This window comes from Formosa sp. A9 (genome assembly GCF_051200825.1).
GTDB lineage: Bacteria > Bacteroidota > Bacteroidia > Flavobacteriales > Flavobacteriaceae > Formosa.
Genome location: NZ_CP195158.1, coordinates 3,053,618 through 3,071,166, shown reverse-complemented (window position 1 = coordinate 3,071,166; position 17,549 = coordinate 3,053,618). Strand labels below are relative to the sequence as shown.

The 17,549-nt window shown below is 35.7% G+C and carries 18 protein-coding genes; 5 read left to right on the top strand and 13 right to left on the bottom strand.

Going from position 1 to position 17,549, the window contains the following annotated elements; translation table 11 throughout:
- The first annotated feature begins 42 nt into the window (after positions 1-42).
- Positions 43-420, top strand: a complete 378-nt coding sequence (locus ACR9EA_RS13480) for a Na(+)-translocating NADH-quinone reductase subunit F (RefSeq protein ID WP_435134062.1) — start codon at positions 43-45, stop codon at positions 418-420.
- Positions 421-1,404, top strand: a complete 984-nt coding sequence (locus ACR9EA_RS13475; RefSeq protein WP_435134059.1) for an FAD:protein FMN transferase — start codon at positions 421-423, stop codon at positions 1,402-1,404. It begins immediately after the preceding gene.
- Positions 1,405-1,407: 3 nt separating this feature from the next.
- Here the strand turns inward: ACR9EA_RS13475 and ACR9EA_RS13470 are convergent, their stop codons facing one another.
- From ACR9EA_RS13470 to gpmI, 5 genes are all read right to left on the bottom strand, one after another.
- A complete protein-coding gene (locus ACR9EA_RS13470) occupies positions 1,408-1,776 on the bottom strand; it encodes a DUF423 domain-containing protein (RefSeq protein ID WP_435134057.1) in 369 nt (122 codons plus the stop codon).
- Between the two features lie 4 nt (positions 1,777-1,780).
- Positions 1,781-2,554 (bottom strand): class I SAM-dependent methyltransferase, encoded by a 774-nt coding sequence (locus tag ACR9EA_RS13465; protein WP_435134054.1) that lies wholly within the window; start codon positions 2,552-2,554, stop codon positions 1,781-1,783.
- On the bottom strand, positions 2,554-3,372 hold the full coding sequence (map, locus tag ACR9EA_RS13460) for a type I methionyl aminopeptidase (RefSeq protein WP_435134052.1): 819 nt from the start codon (positions 3,370-3,372) through the stop codon (positions 2,554-2,556). The genes ACR9EA_RS13465 and map overlap by 1 nt, the downstream gene beginning before the upstream one ends.
- A gap of 87 nt (positions 3,373-3,459) precedes the next feature.
- Positions 3,460-3,876 carry a BT0820 family HAD-type phosphatase gene (locus ACR9EA_RS13455; RefSeq protein ID WP_435134050.1) on the bottom strand — a complete coding sequence of 139 codons (417 nt, stop codon included), beginning with the start codon at positions 3,874-3,876 and terminating at the stop codon, positions 3,460-3,462.
- Positions 3,877-3,968: 92 nt separating this feature from the next.
- Positions 3,969-5,486, bottom strand: a complete 1,518-nt coding sequence (gpmI, locus tag ACR9EA_RS13450; protein WP_435134048.1) for a 2,3-bisphosphoglycerate-independent phosphoglycerate mutase — start codon at positions 5,484-5,486, stop codon at positions 3,969-3,971.
- A 317-nt stretch (positions 5,487-5,803) separates the two neighbouring features.
- On the opposite strand from gpmI, the gene ACR9EA_RS13445 reads away from it, so the two are divergent.
- Positions 5,804-6,202: an ankyrin repeat domain-containing protein gene (locus ACR9EA_RS13445; protein ID WP_435134045.1), complete on the top strand. Its 399-nt coding sequence runs from the start codon at positions 5,804-5,806 to the stop codon at positions 6,200-6,202.
- Between the two features lie 77 nt (positions 6,203-6,279).
- Here ACR9EA_RS13445 and ACR9EA_RS13440 read toward each other — a convergent pair whose 3' ends face one another.
- From ACR9EA_RS13440 to ACR9EA_RS13430, 3 genes are all read right to left on the bottom strand, one after another.
- On the bottom strand, positions 6,280-7,023 hold the full coding sequence (locus ACR9EA_RS13440) for a porin family protein (protein ID WP_435134043.1): 744 nt from the start codon (positions 7,021-7,023) through the stop codon (positions 6,280-6,282).
- A 127-nt stretch (positions 7,024-7,150) separates the two neighbouring features.
- Positions 7,151-8,434, bottom strand: a complete 1,284-nt coding sequence (locus ACR9EA_RS13435; RefSeq protein ID WP_435134040.1) for an MFS transporter — start codon at positions 8,432-8,434, stop codon at positions 7,151-7,153.
- Between the two features lie 135 nt (positions 8,435-8,569).
- Positions 8,570-8,929, bottom strand: a complete 360-nt coding sequence (locus tag ACR9EA_RS13430) for a hypothetical protein (RefSeq protein ID WP_435134038.1) — start codon at positions 8,927-8,929, stop codon at positions 8,570-8,572.
- A 379-nt stretch (positions 8,930-9,308) separates the two neighbouring features.
- On the opposite strand from ACR9EA_RS13430, the gene ACR9EA_RS13425 reads away from it, so the two are divergent.
- Complete coding sequence (locus ACR9EA_RS13425; protein WP_435134036.1) at positions 9,309-10,379, top strand: HAD family hydrolase; 1,071 nt, start codon at positions 9,309-9,311, stop codon at positions 10,377-10,379.
- 28 nt (positions 10,380-10,407) lie between these two features.
- Entirely contained in the window at positions 10,408-12,744 is a 2,337-nt protein-coding gene (locus ACR9EA_RS13420) for a patatin-like phospholipase family protein (protein ID WP_435134033.1), read from the top strand.
- Between the two features lie 27 nt (positions 12,745-12,771).
- Here the strand turns inward: ACR9EA_RS13420 and ACR9EA_RS13415 are convergent, their stop codons facing one another.
- The 5 genes from ACR9EA_RS13415 to ACR9EA_RS13395 all read right to left on the bottom strand — a co-directional run bounded on the left by ACR9EA_RS13415 (position 12,772) and on the right by ACR9EA_RS13395 (position 17,483).
- Entirely contained in the window at positions 12,772-14,169 is a 1,398-nt protein-coding gene (locus tag ACR9EA_RS13415; protein WP_435134030.1) for an efflux transporter outer membrane subunit, read from the bottom strand.
- Position 14,170: 1 nt separating this feature from the next.
- Positions 14,171-15,352, bottom strand: a complete 1,182-nt coding sequence (locus ACR9EA_RS13410; RefSeq protein WP_435134028.1) for an HlyD family secretion protein — start codon at positions 15,350-15,352, stop codon at positions 14,171-14,173.
- Positions 15,353-15,382: 30 nt separating this feature from the next.
- Positions 15,383-15,811 carry a DUF3302 domain-containing protein gene (locus ACR9EA_RS13405; RefSeq protein WP_435134025.1) on the bottom strand — a complete coding sequence of 143 codons (429 nt, stop codon included), beginning with the start codon at positions 15,809-15,811 and terminating at the stop codon, positions 15,383-15,385.
- A gap of 316 nt (positions 15,812-16,127) precedes the next feature.
- Positions 16,128-16,940, bottom strand: a complete 813-nt coding sequence (locus ACR9EA_RS13400) for an anti-sigma factor domain-containing protein (RefSeq protein WP_435134022.1) — start codon at positions 16,938-16,940, stop codon at positions 16,128-16,130.
- Between the two features lie 9 nt (positions 16,941-16,949).
- Positions 16,950-17,483 (bottom strand): RNA polymerase sigma factor, encoded by a 534-nt coding sequence (locus ACR9EA_RS13395; protein WP_435134019.1) that lies wholly within the window; start codon positions 17,481-17,483, stop codon positions 16,950-16,952.
- Positions 17,484-17,549 lie beyond the last annotated feature (66 nt).

The window sequence follows — 17,549 nt, the reverse complement described above, 5'->3', positions numbered from 1 at the left end:
CGCACAATTAAAATTGTAAAGTTTATATATTAATTTTGCAGTATGAGTAGACCACTTACAACACAAGAACTTCATAATTTAGCTATGAACCATGTTGGTAAAGATTTAGAACAACGCGGTTTTGAGTTTGTAGCGATTAATAGTAAGCTGAAACGGCATCCGCAGTTTGTTTGTATCGATAAAAACAGTCAGTATTTTTTTGTTATAGTTCGTGCAGTTTTAATGCCAGAAAATCCTAATAACTACGATGTGGTTTGGATGGAAACTTTTAAGGAACATGCGCGGTCTAAGCAAGCTAAAGTGCTTTACGCTGGCGTTGGTCTAGGCAATCCAGATGGGAATGATTTACCCATTTACTTAAATCAGGAATATTTAATCGAATACAATGGTATTCAAGTTATAGAAACACATCTTAATTAAATGAAGCATTTTTTTATTGCTCTACTTGCGCTAAGTGTTTTGTGTTCTTGTAAGCAAGAACAACGAAATGTATCGTTATCTGGGCCTGTTTTTGGTACCTCGTATCATGTAAAATATTTTTCCGAAACCAATCGTAACTACCAACAGCAATTCGATAGCTTGTTTGCGGTTATCAATGCGTCGATGTCTACATACACTCCCGATTCACGTATTTCAAAAATCAATGCCAATGTATCCGATACTGTAGATACTCATTTTATTCATGTTTTCGATGCTTCTAAAACCATTTATACAGAAACCGATGGTGCTTTCGATCCTACTATAGGTGTTTTAGTGAATGCATGGGATTTTGGTCCAGAGAAGGAAATTATTGGCTTAGATAGCCTTAAAGTAGATAGTTTATTGCTAAGTGTTGGTTTAGATAAAGTACAGCGTAAAGCAAATACAATTGTAAAGTCTGATGCCAATACATTTCTAGATTTTAATGCTATAGCAAAAGGTTATGGTGTAGATGTTATTGCTGAATTTTTAGAAAGTGAATCTATACAGGATTTTATGGTCGAAATAGGTGGCGAAATTAGAGCCAGAGGGATTAATGTAGAAAAAAACGCAGCTTGGAAGGTTGGTGTAGAAATGCCACATTTTGATGGCTCGCAATCTATTTTAAAGGCCATACCTTTACAAAATAAATCTATGGCAACATCTGGTACGTACCGTAAATTTAAACTAGATGCGGCAGGGAACCGTTATTCGCACATTATTGATGCTGAAACGGGATACCCTAGTAAAACCAATTTGTTGAGTATTTCTGTTATTGCAGAGTCTTGCATGTTTGCCGACGCTTATGCTACGGCGTTTAAAGCTATGGGTATAGCACGTGTTGAAGCCTTTTTAAAAAGCCACCCAGAGCTACAGGTGTTTTTGATTTTTGAAAATGACAATCAAGAGTTAGAAACTATGAGTTTGAATGGTTTTCCTGAATAATTTTTATAAAACTTTAATCAGTAAAAGTAGCCAGCCTACAATTAAAAATAGACCGCCAATGGGAGTAATAGGGCCTAAAAATTTTAATTTTTTTCCTTTTGCATCAGACAAAACAAGGCCATAAATACTAAATGAGAAAAGTAAAATGCCTGTAACAAAGCACCAGTAGATTGTTGCTGATATAAAACTGGAGTTTAAGCCTAAAATCAATAAAACGATAGCATGGTACATCTGGTATTTTACACCAGTTTCAAAACTTTTAATTTGCTCTGGTGTTGCTATCTTTTTTAGAGCATGAGCTCCGAAAGCTCCAAAAATTACGGCTAACATGCCTAATAAGGCTGCGGTAGCAACAATGTAGTTTGCATTCATTTTTTTAGTTGTTTTCTTTATAAACTACAGGAATAATTTCTCCTTTTGCCAGACAGAATCGTTCAATATCGGCATCGGAAAAAGCTTTGGTGTAATCGACTTCAGTCACTTTAAATCCTATCGATCTGAGCTTGTTAAAATAATCTCGACCATACACCCGAACATGATCGTATTGGCCAAATACTTTTGCACGTTCTTTTTTATCGGTAATCGTATCGTCTTCAAAAGTGGTTGCTCTTGATAGGTCTTGCGGGATTTGAAAGACTCCCATGCCGCTAGGTTTTAAAACACGATAGAGTTCCTTCATAGCTTGTGTGTCGTCAGGGATATGTTCTAAAACATGATTGCAAAAAATAATATCGAAACTATTGTCTTTAAACGGTAAATCGCAAATATCGGCTTTTACATCGGCTAAAGGCGAAAACAAATCGGTGGTTGTGTAATCTAGATGTTTTAAACTTCTAAATCGCTTGTAAAAGGCTTGTTCTGGAGCAAAGTGTAATACTTTTTTAGGACTCGAAAAGAAGTCGGTTTCCCGCTGTAAATATAACCAAAGCAAACGGTGTCGCTCTAGCGATAGGGTAGAAGGTGATAACACATTGTTGCGTTGGTTGCCATAACCATAAGGTAAAAACGATTTAAATTGTTTCCCGTCTATAGGGTCGGTATACGTATTTCCTTTTAAAGCAGCAGCTAAAATAGGGCGAGCAAGATAACTTAACCGAATTAAAATAGGACGCGGAATGGTGTTTAAAACAAACTTAAAAGCCGATTTCATTAAAGCACTAAAGCAGTTTTTCTGAATGCATCTTCTTCATTAGTCGTAATGCCTAAAGCGTCGTGTATATAAGCAAACGTTGATAGTAATTCTGGTTTTCCATCAACTAAGGCTACATCGTGTTCGAAATGCGCACTAGGTTTGTTGTCTAAAGTGGTAATGGTCCAGCCATCTCTGTGTTGTTTAATGCGTTGGGTTCCCATGTTAATCATAGGTTCTATAGCTACAACCATGCCTTCTATAAATTTTTTGCCACGCCCGCGTTTGCCGTAATTTGGCATTTCGGGATCTTCGTGCATTTTTCGGCCTAAACCATGTCCTACCAATTCGCGTACCACACCATAACCGTGTGCTTCGCAATAGTTTTGAATGGCATAACCAACGTCGCCAACACGGTTTCCTAGTTTAAATTCTCGAATACCTACATAAAGCGATTCGCGAGTTACATCTAGTAATTTTTGAACTTCTGGTGTTACTTCTCCAACAGCAAAAGTATAAGCATGGTCGCCGTAAAAATCGTTTTTAAGAGCACCGCAATCTATAGAAATGATGTCGCCTTCTTGTAAAGGGGTGTTGTTAGGAATACCATGAACTACTTGCGCATTTGGGCTCATGCATAAAGAGTTAGGGAAATCGTATAAACCTAAAAAACCAGGAATCGCACCGTGGTCTCTAATACAGGTTTCTGCTAGTTTATCTAACTCTAATGTGGTAACGCCAGGTTTTACAGCTTTGGCTAATTCTCCTAATGTTTTAGATACGATTAAGGCACTTTCGCGCATTAATTCTATTTCTTCTCTTGTTTTTACTATAACCATGTTTCGACAAAAATATCGACAAAGATACTTAATTTATATTTGGGAGCGAGCGTTAACTCTGGGTTTAATACTTTGTTAAGATTCGTGTTATTTTCCTTTTAGGAATGAAAATAAACCTTTCTTTTTAGGTTCGGTAAGTGGTGGTGCATTGTTTTTGGAAAGTAATTGATATATTTCTCCCCAACCATAAAATCCGCCGATATTTCTGTCGTCTATAAACACATCGGCATTAATTTTTCGACTTATTGCAGGATCGTAAACTTCTTCAGGAAAACTGCAATTTACAGCGTAGAAGGTAATACCATTATCTTTACAAAAGGCAACCGCTTCATCTAGGGATTTACCGCATCTATATGTCCAAAGAATAAGCCTGTGCCCATCGGACTGCAAACGCTTAAGTGTTTCGAAAGCAAAAGTTTTAGGTTTGCCAATACGCGGGTACGCATCTTCTACTATGGTTCCATCAAAGTCGACAGCTATAATGAGTTTATCTTGAAATATCATTTCAGATTTTTAGTTTTTTGGATAATAGTACATTCGGCAAATGTAATGCCAAATGTACTATATATTTCATTTTAAGATTGCCGTTTATAGGTTTAATCTATAAGCGAATGTCTTGTCATGGCTTTTGGTTGCGGTATCCCCATTAATTTTAAAATGGTTGGGGCAACATCGCCTAAAACCCCATCGTTAATATGTTTTAAAGTTTTGTCTATTAATATAATAGGTACTGGATTTGTTGTGTGTGCTGTATTTGGCGAACCGTCTGGGTTAATCATGGTTTCGCAGTTACCGTGGTCGGCAATAAGTAAAGTGGTGTAATCGTGCTCTAGGGCTGTTGTAATTACGTCTTTAACACATTGGTCTACCGATTCGCAGGCTTTAATTGCTGCTTCCATAACACCTGTATGGCCTACCATATCGCCATTGGCAAAGTTTAAACAAACAAAATCGGCAGATTCCTTTTCTAGCTCAGGAACTAAAGCATCTTTAAGTTCGAAAGCACTCATTTCTGGTTTAAGGTCGTAAGTTGCTACCTTTGGTGAATTTTTTAAAATTCTAGATTCGCCTTCAAACGGCTCTTCTTGTCCGCCTGAAAAGAAAAATGTTACGTGTGGGTATTTTTCGGTTTCGGCAATTCTAATTTGTTTTTTATTGTGTTTAGATACGACTTCTCCTAACGTTTCGGTTAAATTTTCTTTATTGAAAATAACGTTAATGTTTTGGAAGTTTTCATCATAATTGGTCATGGTTACATAATGCAAATTGAGTTTATGCATGTTTTCTTCATGAAAATCGGTTTGTGACAGGGCTTGAGTAAGTTCGCGACCTCTATCTGTACGGAAATTGAAGAATATTACCACATCGCCATCTTGAATTTTAGCAACAGGTTTGTTGTTTTCGCACATGATTATTGGTTTGATGAACTCGTCTGTCACATCGTTTTGGTAACTTTTTTTGATGCTTTCCTCGATATTTGTAGATTGCTCTCCTTCGCCATTAACAACGGCATCGTAAGCTAGCTTTACTCGCTCCCAACGTTTATCTCTATCCATTGCATAATAACGGCCAGTAACAGAAGCTAGTTTTGCAGGAGTATTTTTAATGTGGTTTTCTAAAGCGCTTACAAAGCCCAAACCAGATTTAGGATCTACATCTCTACCATCTGTAAAGGCATGAACGTAAACGTTTTTAAGTTCGGCTTCATTTGCGGCATCTAACAAACCGAATACATGATTGATGTGGGAATGCACACCACCATCGCTAAGCAGCCCTAAGAAATGAAGCGGTTTATTATTGGTTTTTGCATAGTTAAAGGCATCTACTAAAACCTGCTCTTGACCTAAAGTTTGTTCTTTAACAGCTAAATTAATTTTAACAAGGTCTTGGTAAACAATACGTCCAGCACCCAGATTCATGTGTCCTACTTCGCTATTACCCATCTGGCCTTCTGGTAGGCCTACATGTAAACCGTCTGTGCGTAACGAGGCGTTTGGGTAATGGGTGTATAAGGCATCAATAAAAGGTGTGTTTGCGTTATCTATGGCCGACACTTTTGGGTCTGGAGATTTTCCCCAACCATCTAGTATCATTAAAATTACTTTCTTGTTCATTATCTAGAATTTATAATTAGCGTAAAGATAAAAGTTTAAAATGGCTTTCGTAAAATTTTTAGCTTACAAATTAGGGTTTTTATAAGACTTTAAAACTTCAATCGTTTTCTTTTGTGGTTTAGTGTGTTACCACAATGTTAGTTCAACTTTTAATAGCATTTAAACCGAATTTTGGTTTTAATAATTTCTTAAGGAATTTATTTGCAAATAGTTAAAAAAATGTTATCGAAATAATTTTACTGTAACAATTTAAAATTTAAGTCGTCTCTTTAATAAATCAAAAAAACATCAATCAATTAAATTAAAACACTTTCATCATGAAAAAATCAACAGTAATCATCGCAATCGCTTTAGGCTTTTTAACAACATCTATTCAAGCTTCTAACACCCTTACCGATCCTAATTTTGATAGTTTAGAAGTAGGAATGACCAAAAGTGAAGTTAATTTATTTTGCACTTCTATTGCCAAGGGCGATATTGAAATTGTAAAAAAATTAATAGATATGGGAGAAGATGTAAACCAAAAATCTAATGGTCTTACTCCTGCTATGTATGCCGCAAAGTACAATCGTGTAGAAATTCTTCAGCTTTTAATTTCTAACGGAGCAGATTTAAAAAAGAAATGTAACAAGGGATATTCTATTTTAGATTATGCCGAAGCTACAAACGCTAACGAAGCGAAAGCACTTATAGAAAAGGTACTAGCTATGAAATAAACACACGCTTTTTTTGAATTAGTCTAAAAAGGAAACCTCTTGAAATATATTATTTTAAGAGGTTTTTTTATGTTTTATTACGGATTGATTTCGGAAGGTTTTTTGTTTTTAGCCGCCAATTCTTCGGTAATAAACGGTAAGCTAACATGTACGGCAAAGTAACTGCTGTTGTTCGTGCCCGAAGCAAAGTTGTCTTTTAAAACATCTGTAAAGCCGTGGTAATATCTTACATTAAAAATGATGCCTTTACCTTGATGCCCAGATCTTAAAAAATAACCCACATTAGCGATAAGCCCAAAATCTGTTTTGTTTACAAAATCGTCTATGTTTTGCGTGAAATCTCCTTCGGCCCCTTCGTAAGTTGCTCGGGCTTTACTAAGAAAAGATACTTGCGGACTTAAGCCAAACCTGAAATTAGAATCGCTTAATTGGTAAGTAACCAACGCATGAATATCGGTGTAATTAATTTTCATTTGCGCTGTGGTATTGGCATATAGACTGTTAATATAACTGTCGTTGGTGTTTAAACTCGTGTTTTCTAATTTTACCGATCGTCTGGACATAAAATATACTGTTGGACTCAAATACCAGTTTTCAGAAAATTTAATATTACCAGCAATTCCGAAGTTAATACCGTTTCTGCGTTTTAAGTCGTCTACATTCGAAAAATGGTTTATTGGAAAACCGATTTCCATGCTTAAATTAAAGTTTTCGGTAGCAACTTTATCTCCAAAAATCAAGGCTAAAATTGCCGCTTGTGCATTTGCTAATTGTGGCGTAACAAGTATTAAGAACGCCATAATGTAAAAGTGTTTTTTCATGAGCTGGTTGTGTTAGTTTTTGGTGCTGGTTGTGGTAAAATATCTTTTCAATTTATGAATAAGCGAATTTAATAAAAAGGAACGAACAATTAACGCATTGCAAATAAAGAACAAAACTAATTTGTACTTACAATCGGGGGAGCACGACATCTGTAGTGCTTTCTACCAATGCCAATTCTTTAGCTTTGTTTTTGGCTTTTAATTTTTGTTTTTTGAGATATTTACCAAAAATTAAGGCGACTAATATACCAATACAACCGTGTATTAAAACAGTGTTTTGTACACCAATGTAATGCGATATGGCTCCGGTAAGTAAACTGCCAAGCGGCATCATGGCGGTGAGTACCATAATGTAAATGCTTATAACCCGACCACGATATTGGTTTGTAACCTGTAATTGAATAATGGTGTTGCTTAACGTTCTAACAGACATCATTCCAAATGCGGCAATAGTTATGAATACAAGGGCTAGCCCAAATTGAGGTGTTTGAGAAAACAAAACCAAGCCAACACCAAATATTAATGTGTTAATGGCTAATATGCGGCTTAGATTTGTTCCTTTTTTTAATGAAGCCAAAAAAAGTGCACCAACAAATGCGCCTAAGCCTATAACGCCATCAATAATTCCTAGCGTGGTGGCATTTCCTCTAAAAATATCTTTTGCAAAAACAGGAGTAAGTGTGGTAAATGGCAAAACAAAGAAACTCATAAGGGCAACGTAAACAATAACAGAGTAAATAACCGAATTACGTTTAATGTATTTAAATCCGTTTTTAAGGTCGTCTAACCTGTTGGTTTCTTCTGTTAAAACAGGATTGTCTTTAGGTAATCGCATTTGTAATAAAGATATAATTACAGCTAAAAAACTCACAGCATTTAACCCAAAACATACTTGGTCTCCAAAAGTTTCGAGTATAAAACCAGCTAGGGCAGGCCCTAGTAATTTGGAAAGATTTACCATAGAAGAGTTTAAAGCAAGTGCATTGGGTAAATCGGTTTTATTAGGAACCAATTCCCTAACAAGCGATTGCCTGGCCGGTACATCAAAACCATTAATAATACCTAAAATAGCACTCAAGCCAATAATGGCCCATACTGTATCTTCTTCAAAAAAAATAACAGCAAGTGTTAATAATATGGCTTGGACAAGTGATAATATTTGTGTGATTAATAATATTCGGTAGCGATTATATCGATCAGCCGTGATGCCGCCAAGAATAGAAAACATAGCGGTTGGGAACAGGGTTGCGAATACCGAAACGCCTAACATGAATTTAGATTGTGTTAAGCTATAAATAACCCAGCTTACTGCTGTTTTTTGCATCCAAGTTCCTAAAAGCGATACCGATTGCCCCATAAAAAACAATCTGAAATTTCTACTTTTAAATGATTGGAATGTTGTTAAAGCCATAGTGCAATCTTAGAACATTTTTAATGTTGAAAAGTATGTAACTAAGATAATACTTTTAAGAAGCAGCTCTGTTAAACCTGTTTGATTTTTAAAACACGGTATATTCTTCTGAAAGAAGGTGTTGTACTGTTGTGATTAATAAAATGCCAAAAGGTTGTATCCAGACGTTTCCATAACATTTAAAGATAACTGAAAATAAACATAGGCCACAGGAATATTCAACAATAAAACAATAATAGAAATCATGCCCGACTTTAGCTCAATTTCTTTGTTAAGAACCGTATCTATTAATTTAATTAAAAATGCACTGTTAAATACCAAAGCTGCACAAACAAAACAAATGCCTAAAATAGCAAGTCCGGCATGTTTGGTTAGGTGAAACGATGTTAGCATAATACAGCCAATTAAACAGGTGGCAATTACAGATAAACGGCTGTTTTTTACAAGACGTTGTTGCGGAAGAACAACCTTTTTTGGGGTATTAAGGTGTTTCATTTTGGTTATTTTTTTGGGGTAAGACGTGTCGTCTTTATGGTTAATAGCAAAGCAAATATAATAATAATTGTTTAACTACTTCTGTTTGTTTGTGTTTAGAATGTTAAAGTTTACGATTTGATAATGGTTATGTAAAACTCTGTTTCTTATGGTTTTAGTTTTGGTTTGGTCAATTGTTTATTAGTAAAAAGGATATGAATGTTTGTAATTACCTTGTGTTTAAGAATTTTAATCGCATTAAAAATGAAACAATTAGTTATAAGTTGCCTTTTAGGTTTTTAACCGATTGTCATGGATTTTCTTTTACAAGATAGTATTGAACTTTTAGAAACTAATTTTTTTTATCTTTAAGTGCTTATTAAAATCAATAAATATAATTATGAAAAATAAATACAATGCTATAAAACAGTTAATAGTGTGGTCAACAATTTGTGTGTTGCCTTTATTGTCTTCTTGTAAACAAGAATCTAGCTCTAAAGATGTAAATCAGGATATTATAGAAATAGAAGATATAGAAGTCGATAGTATAGAAGCGCCACTAGCTTCTTGGGTAGATGGTAAAAGTAAACAAGCCATAATAAATTATGTAGATGATGTAACCAATCCTACAAGTCCTAATTTTATTCCTGAAACAGATCGTATCGCGACTTTCGATAACGATGGTACTCTTTGGTCTGAGCAACCTTTGTATTTTCAATTATTTTTTGCTTTAGATAGAATTAAGGCTTTGGCACCAGAACATCCAGAATGGAAATCTAAACAGCCATTCAAGGCTGTTTTAGAGAACGATATGAAGACCGTAATGGAGTATGGCGAAAAAGGATTGATAGAAATTTTAATGAGTACCCACGCAGGAATGACCACCGATGAATTTGAGGCTGTAGTTTCTAATTGGATTACGACTGCTAAACATCCAACAAAAGATAAATTATTTAAAGAGTTAGTATATCAACCTATGTTAGAACTCTTAGATTATTTAAGGGCAAAAGATTTTAAAACCTTTATAGTTTCTGGTGGCGGTATCGAATTTATGAGACCTTGGACAGAGCAAGTATATGGCATTCCAGCAGAGCAAGTTGTAGGGAGTAGTATACAAACGGAATACGATTATAATGATGGAAAGCCAGTAATAAAACGTCTTCCGAAAATTGATTTGATAGACGATAAAGAAGGCAAGCCCGTGGGCATTAATCGTTATATAGGCAAAAAGCCAGTGTTTGCAGCAGGTAATTCAGATGGCGATTTGCAAATGCTGCGATGGACCGATGCCAATACTTATAAAACATTTAAGCTTTACGTACACCATACCGATTCTATTAGAGAATGGGCATACGACAGAAAATCGCATATCGGTGGTTTCGATAAAGGTCTAGATGAAGGCACTAAAAAAGGATGGACTATAGTTAGCATGAAAGACGACTGGAGCGTTATATATCCTTTTGATAAATAAAAGCGAAATAAAAAATTAGTCTCTGTTTATGAAAGCAACCATTAATTTAGTGGTCTCACTATGTTTTATATTGTTGTCTGTAGTATGCCATTCACAGAGCGAATCTAATTCAAATCAAGAAAAGCCTAAGGTTGCTTTAGTATTAAGTGGCGGCGGAGCTTTAGGAGTTGCGCATATACCTGTACTTCAAAAATTAGATTCTTTGGGGATTGTTCCCGATTTAATTGTGGGAACCAGTATGGGAAGTATCGTGGGTGGACTATACGCTATTGGGTATTCGGGCGATGAAATTGCCGAAATTTCCCGTACTGCAGATTGGGACATGTTATTTAGCGGAAAAGTTTCCGTGCAAAATGTTAGTAACGAAGAAAAAAGCGAATTTGGTCGCTACGTTATAGATTTTGAAATTAAGGACAAAAAACCAAAGCCTGTACTATCCTTATTAAACGATCAAAATTTAAGAGAGTTTTTTACTTTTTTAACCTATCCAGTATATAATATTAGTAAGTTCGATGATTTACCTATTCCGTATCGTGCCATGGCAACAGATATTGTAAACGGTAAGCAAGTTATTTTAGACGAAGGTTCTATTGCCACGGCTATGCGAGCCAGTATGTCTATTCCTGGTGTGTTTAAACCTGTACCATATCAAAACACATTATTGGTAGACGGAGGGGTGTTGAACAATTTTCCTGTAGACGTTGCCAAGCAGCTCGGTGCCGATTTTATTATAGGTAGCGAAGTTGGCGGTGGATTACAAACTAAAGAAAAGTTAAGTAACATACAAACCCTATTGTTCCAAACAGGAATGTTGTCCAGTAACCTTCAAGCCGAAAAACATAAAGAAGAATGTAATATTTTAATAGACCATGTCCCCAATTTAAAATACACAGCTGGCGATTTTGGTAAAAGTAATATCATTTACGAAGAAGGGAAAGTTGCAACACATGCTCAGGAACAACAATTAATAGCATTGGCTAACAGGCTTAAGCCGTATAAGCAAAGATCGCATGCTATACCAAAAGTTGATGAACATGCGGTTTTAGATTCTATTATTTATCATGGAGTTAGTAAAAATAATTTAAGGTTGGTAGAGTCCAGATCGGGTCTTAAAGTAAATAAAACCTATACGATCGATGATGGAAAAGAAGTTATAGATAGAATTTTAGGAACCAATTTATTCAGCTCTATTTCAACAAGTCCTATTATAGATGGCGATAAAATAGGTTTAGAAATTACTGCAGTAGAAAAAGCCCATAATCAAGCTAAATTGGCCGTTCATTTTGATGATTACAGAGGTGTAGGGCTTTTACTAAACTATACAGGAAGAAATATAATTGGTGCTTCGTCTCGATTTTTAGTAACCTTAGATGTGGCCGAACAGCCAAAATTTAGAGTGCAATATCAAAAAATATTCGGTGAATATAAACGTTGGTGGTTCAGGTCCGAAGTTTATGGCGAGCGTCTCGATCAAAATGTTTTTATTCGTGGTGAAGCTGCCGATGAAATGGATTATAAATATTTTCACTTCAATAACGAGTTTAATAGGAATTTAAACACTTTAAAAAGTTATGTTGGTATTGGCTTGGAGTATCAGCAAACCAGTTTAAGGCCAGAAGCCGACCCTAATGTTATTCCTAATATATTGAATTTAGTAAATTATAGATTCAGAACAACAGAAGTTTACGGACAGTTTGTATACAACTCCCTTAACGAAGTTTTTTATCCAACACACGGACTTAATTTCGAGGCGCGATTGGGCAGGGCTTTAAACCATTCTGCTTCTGTAAATTTTATAGATACAGATGTCGATGAAAACGAGTCTGGAGTTACAAACGGTTTTACCAAGTTTAGAGGACGTTTCATGTACGTAAATACATTTAAAAAGAATTTAACTGTTATTGCAGGGGCAAACCTTGGGTTTACATTTATAGATGCTCTTAAAAATGGCGATATATCGTATACCGAATTGGGGTATGGTGGGAATTATTATTTAGGAGGTAATCTTAAAAGGCCACGACAGGACGATTTTGTGTTTTATGGTTTGTTAGAAGATGAATTGCCTGTAAGTCAGTTTATGGGTGTTAATTTTGGTTTGCAATACCAAATGATGAAAAAAGTGTTTGTTACGCCCCATGTAAATATTGCTACTGTGGGTTTTGGAACGTTTAACGACTATATCGACGATACTTTAACACCTACGGGCGAGTGGCAAGATAATTTAGAGACTAGCAGTTTGGTTTCTTTAGGCGCTATGCTGTCTTATAATTCTATTTTAGGGCCCATAGATTTAAACTTAACCTGGGTTAATGGCACAAACAAAATGCGTTTGTTTTTTGGCGTAGGTATTCCTATTGGTAAATAGCATAATACGAATGCATGTTTTTATAATTTATAAACTGCCTCCTAAAGCCAGAAATAAATTAGTGCGTTGTACTATTTTTTCGCCTTGTACGGCTATTAAATCGGTTTGCGATTTAAAGTAGTCCATTTGTTGGTCTATTAAATCACGCATGTCTATCTTACCTACCTTAAATCTGATTTGTTCTAACTCGAAAGCGCGCTGATTGTTGGCTACAGATTCTTTAACAATAAGCTCTCTGTCGTCTAGAACATTTACAGCGTTTAAAGCGTTTTCAACATCGGCTAAAGCATTTAATACCGTTTGGCTATAAAATTCTACGGCTTGTTGTTGTTGGGTTGTTCTTATATCAACATTGGCTTTTAATCCGCCACCTTGATAAATAGGAGCTACAAGTTTTCCGCCAATACTCCTAACGGGATTACTAAAAGCATCAGATAATAGTACTAATTGCCGCTTATCGAGTAACCCTAAGCCTGCAGTAAGTGTTATTTGTGGCAGTCGAGCGGCTTCGGCTTCGCCAACACGATAAAAGGCAGCATTAAAACGGTTTTGGGCAGCTAAAATATCGGGTCTGCGTTCTAAAATTTGAGCAGGAACACCTGAAGGAAGGTTGGCGTTTACAACAGGTAGCTCGGTGTTGGTTTCTATTTCGGCACAAGGGTATCTTCCTAAAAGTAGTTCTAAGGCTCGCAATTGATTATCGTAAGCTAATTCCAATTGATACATCGCATCTTGGAAATTATTTAGAGTGGCTTTAGACATTACAAGGTCTATTTCGGTGCCGATACCAATATCTAAGCGTTGTTGAGAAATGGTTGTTAGATTTTGGGATAGGGCTATCATTTGTTTAGCCAAATTGATTTGCAAATACGTTTCGGTTGATAAATAATACGTTTTTGTAACCATTGCAGCGATTGATAGCCTTGCAAACGCATAATCGTAAGCTAAGGCATCTTGATTGGCTATTTCGGCGTTGCGTGCATTTCTTAATTTTCCCCAAATATCTAATTCCCACGATGCTGAAAGAATTCCACCGTTAAGTCCGTTATTTCCTAAATCGCCACCTAATTTAGTGGCTTCGCTTCCTAATATCGATAAGGCAGGGCGTAGTGCGGCTCTAGCGGCTTCAACATAACCATTGGCTTCTTGTATTCTCAGGCTGCTAATGCGCAGGTCAGGATTATAGATTAAAGCTTCGGCGACTAAGGTATCTAGGGTAGGGTTGTTAAACGTGCTTAGCCAATGTTCTTGTATTTGTAAGGTATCTAAACTGTTTTGCCACGATTCAGGAAGCATAAAATTGGAGAATGCTTCTTGTTGAAGATCTTCGCTGTTAGTGGGGTGTTTTACGGCACAATTAAAGATGCATAATATGCAAATAATACAAAGTCCGGTTTGTGCTATTTTAAAGATGTTTTTTTGCATATTAATGTAATTTAGGTACCAGCCAATCTAGTTTTGTACCAACTCTTAAAATAACTTTTCTTACCAAGTGTATAATTTTACCTTTTTCGGTGTAAATGGCGCCTTGTCCTACAGCTCCAGGCGCTAGAAATAAGTCTTTATCCTCTCCAATAACGTTTAGTCTAACTGCAAATCGGCCTTCTTCAAAATGGGTTTCTTGGGTGTCGGGTAATTTTCCGCTAGCGGTAATTTGGCCTTGGGCATTGGCCCAAACAATATGCTGTACTTTACATTTTATAATATGATTAGGATAGGTTTTAAGAGCGACTTCGGCAATATTTCCATCTTGAACATAGCGGATTTCATTTTGTTTATATAAAGCCACTAGCCACTGTTCATCTTCTATAAAAGACATCACGGGTTTTAAGGGGAGCTGCACGGCCATAGCACCCGGACGCAGTTGAAGATTGATAACGCGGCCGTCGGCTGGAGCCAGATATGTGGTTTGTGATAGTCTCCATTGCGCTTCTTTAAGTTCTGCTTTGGCTTGTTCCAAATCGGCTCTAGCTTGTGTGATTTCAGATAATTCACCATCGGATGATACTGCCGAAATTTTTTGAAGATATTGTAAACGTTGAGATTCGGCCACTGCTTTTTGAGCCTGAAGATTTTTAAGGTTCGCTTGCGCTTGTTCGTAATCGAATTTAGAGCCCGCACCTAAATCGGCCAGCTCTTTGTTTTGCTGCTCTCGTTTTACGGCTAATTCTAATTGTGCATCAATTACAGATATATTATTGCTTGCTGCCGCAATTTGTTGTTCTAATTCTTTATCGTAAGCTTTAGCACTTACTACTTTGGCTTCTAAAAGAGGTATGCGGGCCTCAAGTGCTTTAATTTTTAATTGAAAAGGTTCGGGATCTATTTTAAATAAAACATCACCTTTTTTTACATGTTGATTAGGGCTAACAGGTACTTCTATAACTTTACCGGTTACCGTGGGTACAACTTCTACATTGTAATTTAAAACGCGAACATCGTGAGACGATGGTGCTACAATATTTAATAATAATATTAAAAAGCTAATAGCAATTACAGGGATAATGTAAACAATAACTTGCGTAACGGTGTTCCAAGGCAATAGTTTGAATTTGAAAAAGATAAGCCAAACGATACCGCTATAGATTAAAAGTAATAATATTTCCATTGGTTCAGTTTAAAGGTTGGTTGGTGTGAGTTAAAGCGTTTCGTTTGGAGGTGTATCTTTAAGATGTTTTTCCTTCTTTTCTTTAAACTCTTTTATGGTTTCTTCGTGGTAATCGCCTTTATCTGTGCCATAAGCCATTTTGTATAGTACGGGTTTGCTGTAAGCCCATAACCAGGCTAAGGGCCAAAGAAGTCCGCCAAAAAATAAGGAGAGAATACATAGAATCTTTATAGCCTCGGCTTGTGGGTGATTTTTCTTTTCGGCTACCTTTTCAGGAAGTACATGCACGAATAAAAATATTCCAATACCAGCTATTGGAGCAACAATTAATGCTACCCAGCTTATTACTTCGGCAATGGTATCTTCAATACCGCCAGTTTCTTCGTTAGCTAATGCTAAAGAGGGTAGTAATAGAGCTGCAAATAAGGGGGGTATGCTGTGTAATGAGATGTACCGCATATTTGGTTGTTTTAAATGGTTTGATTATTAGCTACTTAAAGGTAATATAAATATGTTAATTTTCAACGTTAAATAGTTGTATGTATTTGAGATTTAGATAATCACGAATAAAAGTGCTATTGGAATTGTTGTGATTAATTATTTTATGAGGAATCTGAATATATTAACAGGGTATTTTTGGAAATAGCTTTGCAGCAACATATAGGAGATTGTACTTTAATTAATTATGTGTATCTTAATTTGATATAGTATAATATTGAAAAAGCCGCCTAAAATTAAATTTAGGCGGCTTTTTTCTTTTTCTTTTTCAATAAAATTATTCCCTGCTTTTTAGTGAAATTTCGGCAACAGAATTCTCTAAAGATGCATTGGTGTTACCGCCTTTAGGTTCTATAGTAATGTTTAGGCCTAAAGCATTTTCGGTATACGGTATAGAGGTTAATCGTCTGTCTGTTTCGTCTAGAATGCCTAGATTTACCATTTTACCTTCTAACTCTGCCCAAATTTGGTAACATTGCTCTTTAGGTAATTCAGGTAGCGATACAACATCTATCATAGATGTTTTATCTTTTGGATTAATGTATGCTACTGTTTTTAAATTTTTTGCTCTGTTATTACCCTTAATAACATACTTTTGGGTTTCTGGATTGTTAAGTTGCTTAAACTGAGACATGATTTCGTCTAGTTTTTTGTTATTCATTTCGATATCGCTTCTTAAGTCGAAAATTTCATCAACAACCACTTGGTTTTCTTTCTTCAATTCTAAATTTTGAGAATAAAAGATAAATGAAGATACAGCAAAAATAACAGCAACAAGACTTGCGGCAATGGCAGAATGTTTAATCCAAGAGCGTTTGCGTCGTGTTCTTGTTTGTAAAGGAACAACAGGTGTTTCTGTTTCCTTGTCTAAGGCTTTCATAATATTTTCTAAGGTAGAAGAAGGTGCTTCAACAGCATGGTATTTAGATACAATTTCTAAATTATGTTGCATGGTATTGTAAGCGTGCTCTACTTCTGGATACTTAGAAATATAAGTTTCAACTAATTCTGATTCTTTCGCAGAGGTAATCCCCATTAGATAATTTTCTAATAGATCAGAATTTAGGAATGAAGTAATTTTTTGATTCATAACATGTAATTATTCTGGATCGTAGATTTTTTTCAATTCTCGTAGTCCAATTTTTAATCTTGATTTGATAGTCCCAAGCGGAATTTCTAGTTCATCACTTGCTTCCTGCTGCGTCATGCCCTCAAAAAAGAGTGCATTTAGTACAATTTGGTACTTTGGATCCAACGACATAAGGTGTTTTTGAATGTCCATGACATCTTGATTTAAACCTTCGGCCGATAACTTATATACGTTTGAAACTTCAATCTGGACTTCTTTTGTGTCTTTATTGGACAGAGAGCGAACTTTATCTATGGCAGTGTTGTAAGCAATTCTGTACAACCATGTAAATAGTTTTGCTTTACTGGCATCGTAAGTTTTTGCTTTCTTCCAGACTTTTATAAAACTATCCTGAAGTACGTCTTGGGCTAAATCTTCATCGGTTATTACTTTAGAAATCACACCAAGTAGTGTATCGGCATAATGCTGATACAGTAAGCCCATTGCTTTTTTGTTGCCATGTTTTAATAGGCTAACGATTTCCTGTTCTATAGGTGCAATCAAAATGAATCGTTTAGTTAGTGTTGTTTAAAGTGCCGTAAATTAACCAAAGTTATGTAATTTATTGAT

Bases quoted from the DNA above. Each gene is read 5' to 3' on its own strand.
- ACR9EA_RS13475 (WP_435134059.1), top strand. From the start codon at position 421: ATGAAGCATTTTTTTATTGCTCTACTTGCGCTAAGTGTTTTGTGTTCT.
- ACR9EA_RS13445 (WP_435134045.1), top strand. From the start codon at position 5,804: ATGAAAAAATCAACAGTAATCATCGCAATCGCTTTAGGCTTTTTAACA.
- gpmI (WP_435134048.1), bottom strand. From the start codon at position 5,486: ATGAACAAGAAAGTAATTTTAATGATACTAGATGGTTGGGGAAAATCT.
- ACR9EA_RS13430 (WP_435134038.1), bottom strand. From the start codon at position 8,929: ATGAAACACCTTAATACCCCAAAAAAGGTTGTTCTTCCGCAACAACGT.
- ACR9EA_RS13420 (WP_435134033.1), top strand. From the start codon at position 10,408: ATGAAAGCAACCATTAATTTAGTGGTCTCACTATGTTTTATATTGTTG.
- ACR9EA_RS13400 (WP_435134022.1), bottom strand. From the start codon at position 16,940: ATGAATCAAAAAATTACTTCATTCCTAAATTCTGATCTATTAGAAAAT.
- ACR9EA_RS13435 (WP_435134040.1), bottom strand. From the start codon at position 8,434: ATGGCTTTAACAACATTCCAATCATTTAAAAGTAGAAATTTCAGATTG.
- ACR9EA_RS13470 (WP_435134057.1), bottom strand. From the start codon at position 1,776: ATGAATGCAAACTACATTGTTGCTACCGCAGCCTTATTAGGCATGTTA.
- ACR9EA_RS13480 (WP_435134062.1), top strand. From the start codon at position 43: ATGAGTAGACCACTTACAACACAAGAACTTCATAATTTAGCTATGAAC.
- ACR9EA_RS13440 (WP_435134043.1), bottom strand. From the start codon at position 7,023: ATGAAAAAACACTTTTACATTATGGCGTTCTTAATACTTGTTACGCCA.
- map (WP_435134052.1), bottom strand. From the start codon at position 3,372: ATGGTTATAGTAAAAACAAGAGAAGAAATAGAATTAATGCGCGAAAGT.
- ACR9EA_RS13425 (WP_435134036.1), top strand. From the start codon at position 9,309: ATGAAAAATAAATACAATGCTATAAAACAGTTAATAGTGTGGTCAACA.
- ACR9EA_RS13465 (WP_435134054.1), bottom strand. From the start codon at position 2,554: ATGAAATCGGCTTTTAAGTTTGTTTTAAACACCATTCCGCGTCCTATT.
- ACR9EA_RS13410 (WP_435134028.1), bottom strand. From the start codon at position 15,352: ATGGAAATATTATTACTTTTAATCTATAGCGGTATCGTTTGGCTTATC.
- ACR9EA_RS13405 (WP_435134025.1), bottom strand. From the start codon at position 15,811: ATGCGGTACATCTCATTACACAGCATACCCCCCTTATTTGCAGCTCTA.
- ACR9EA_RS13415 (WP_435134030.1), bottom strand. From the start codon at position 14,169: ATGCAAAAAAACATCTTTAAAATAGCACAAACCGGACTTTGTATTATT.
- ACR9EA_RS13455 (WP_435134050.1), bottom strand. From the start codon at position 3,876: ATGATATTTCAAGATAAACTCATTATAGCTGTCGACTTTGATGGAACC.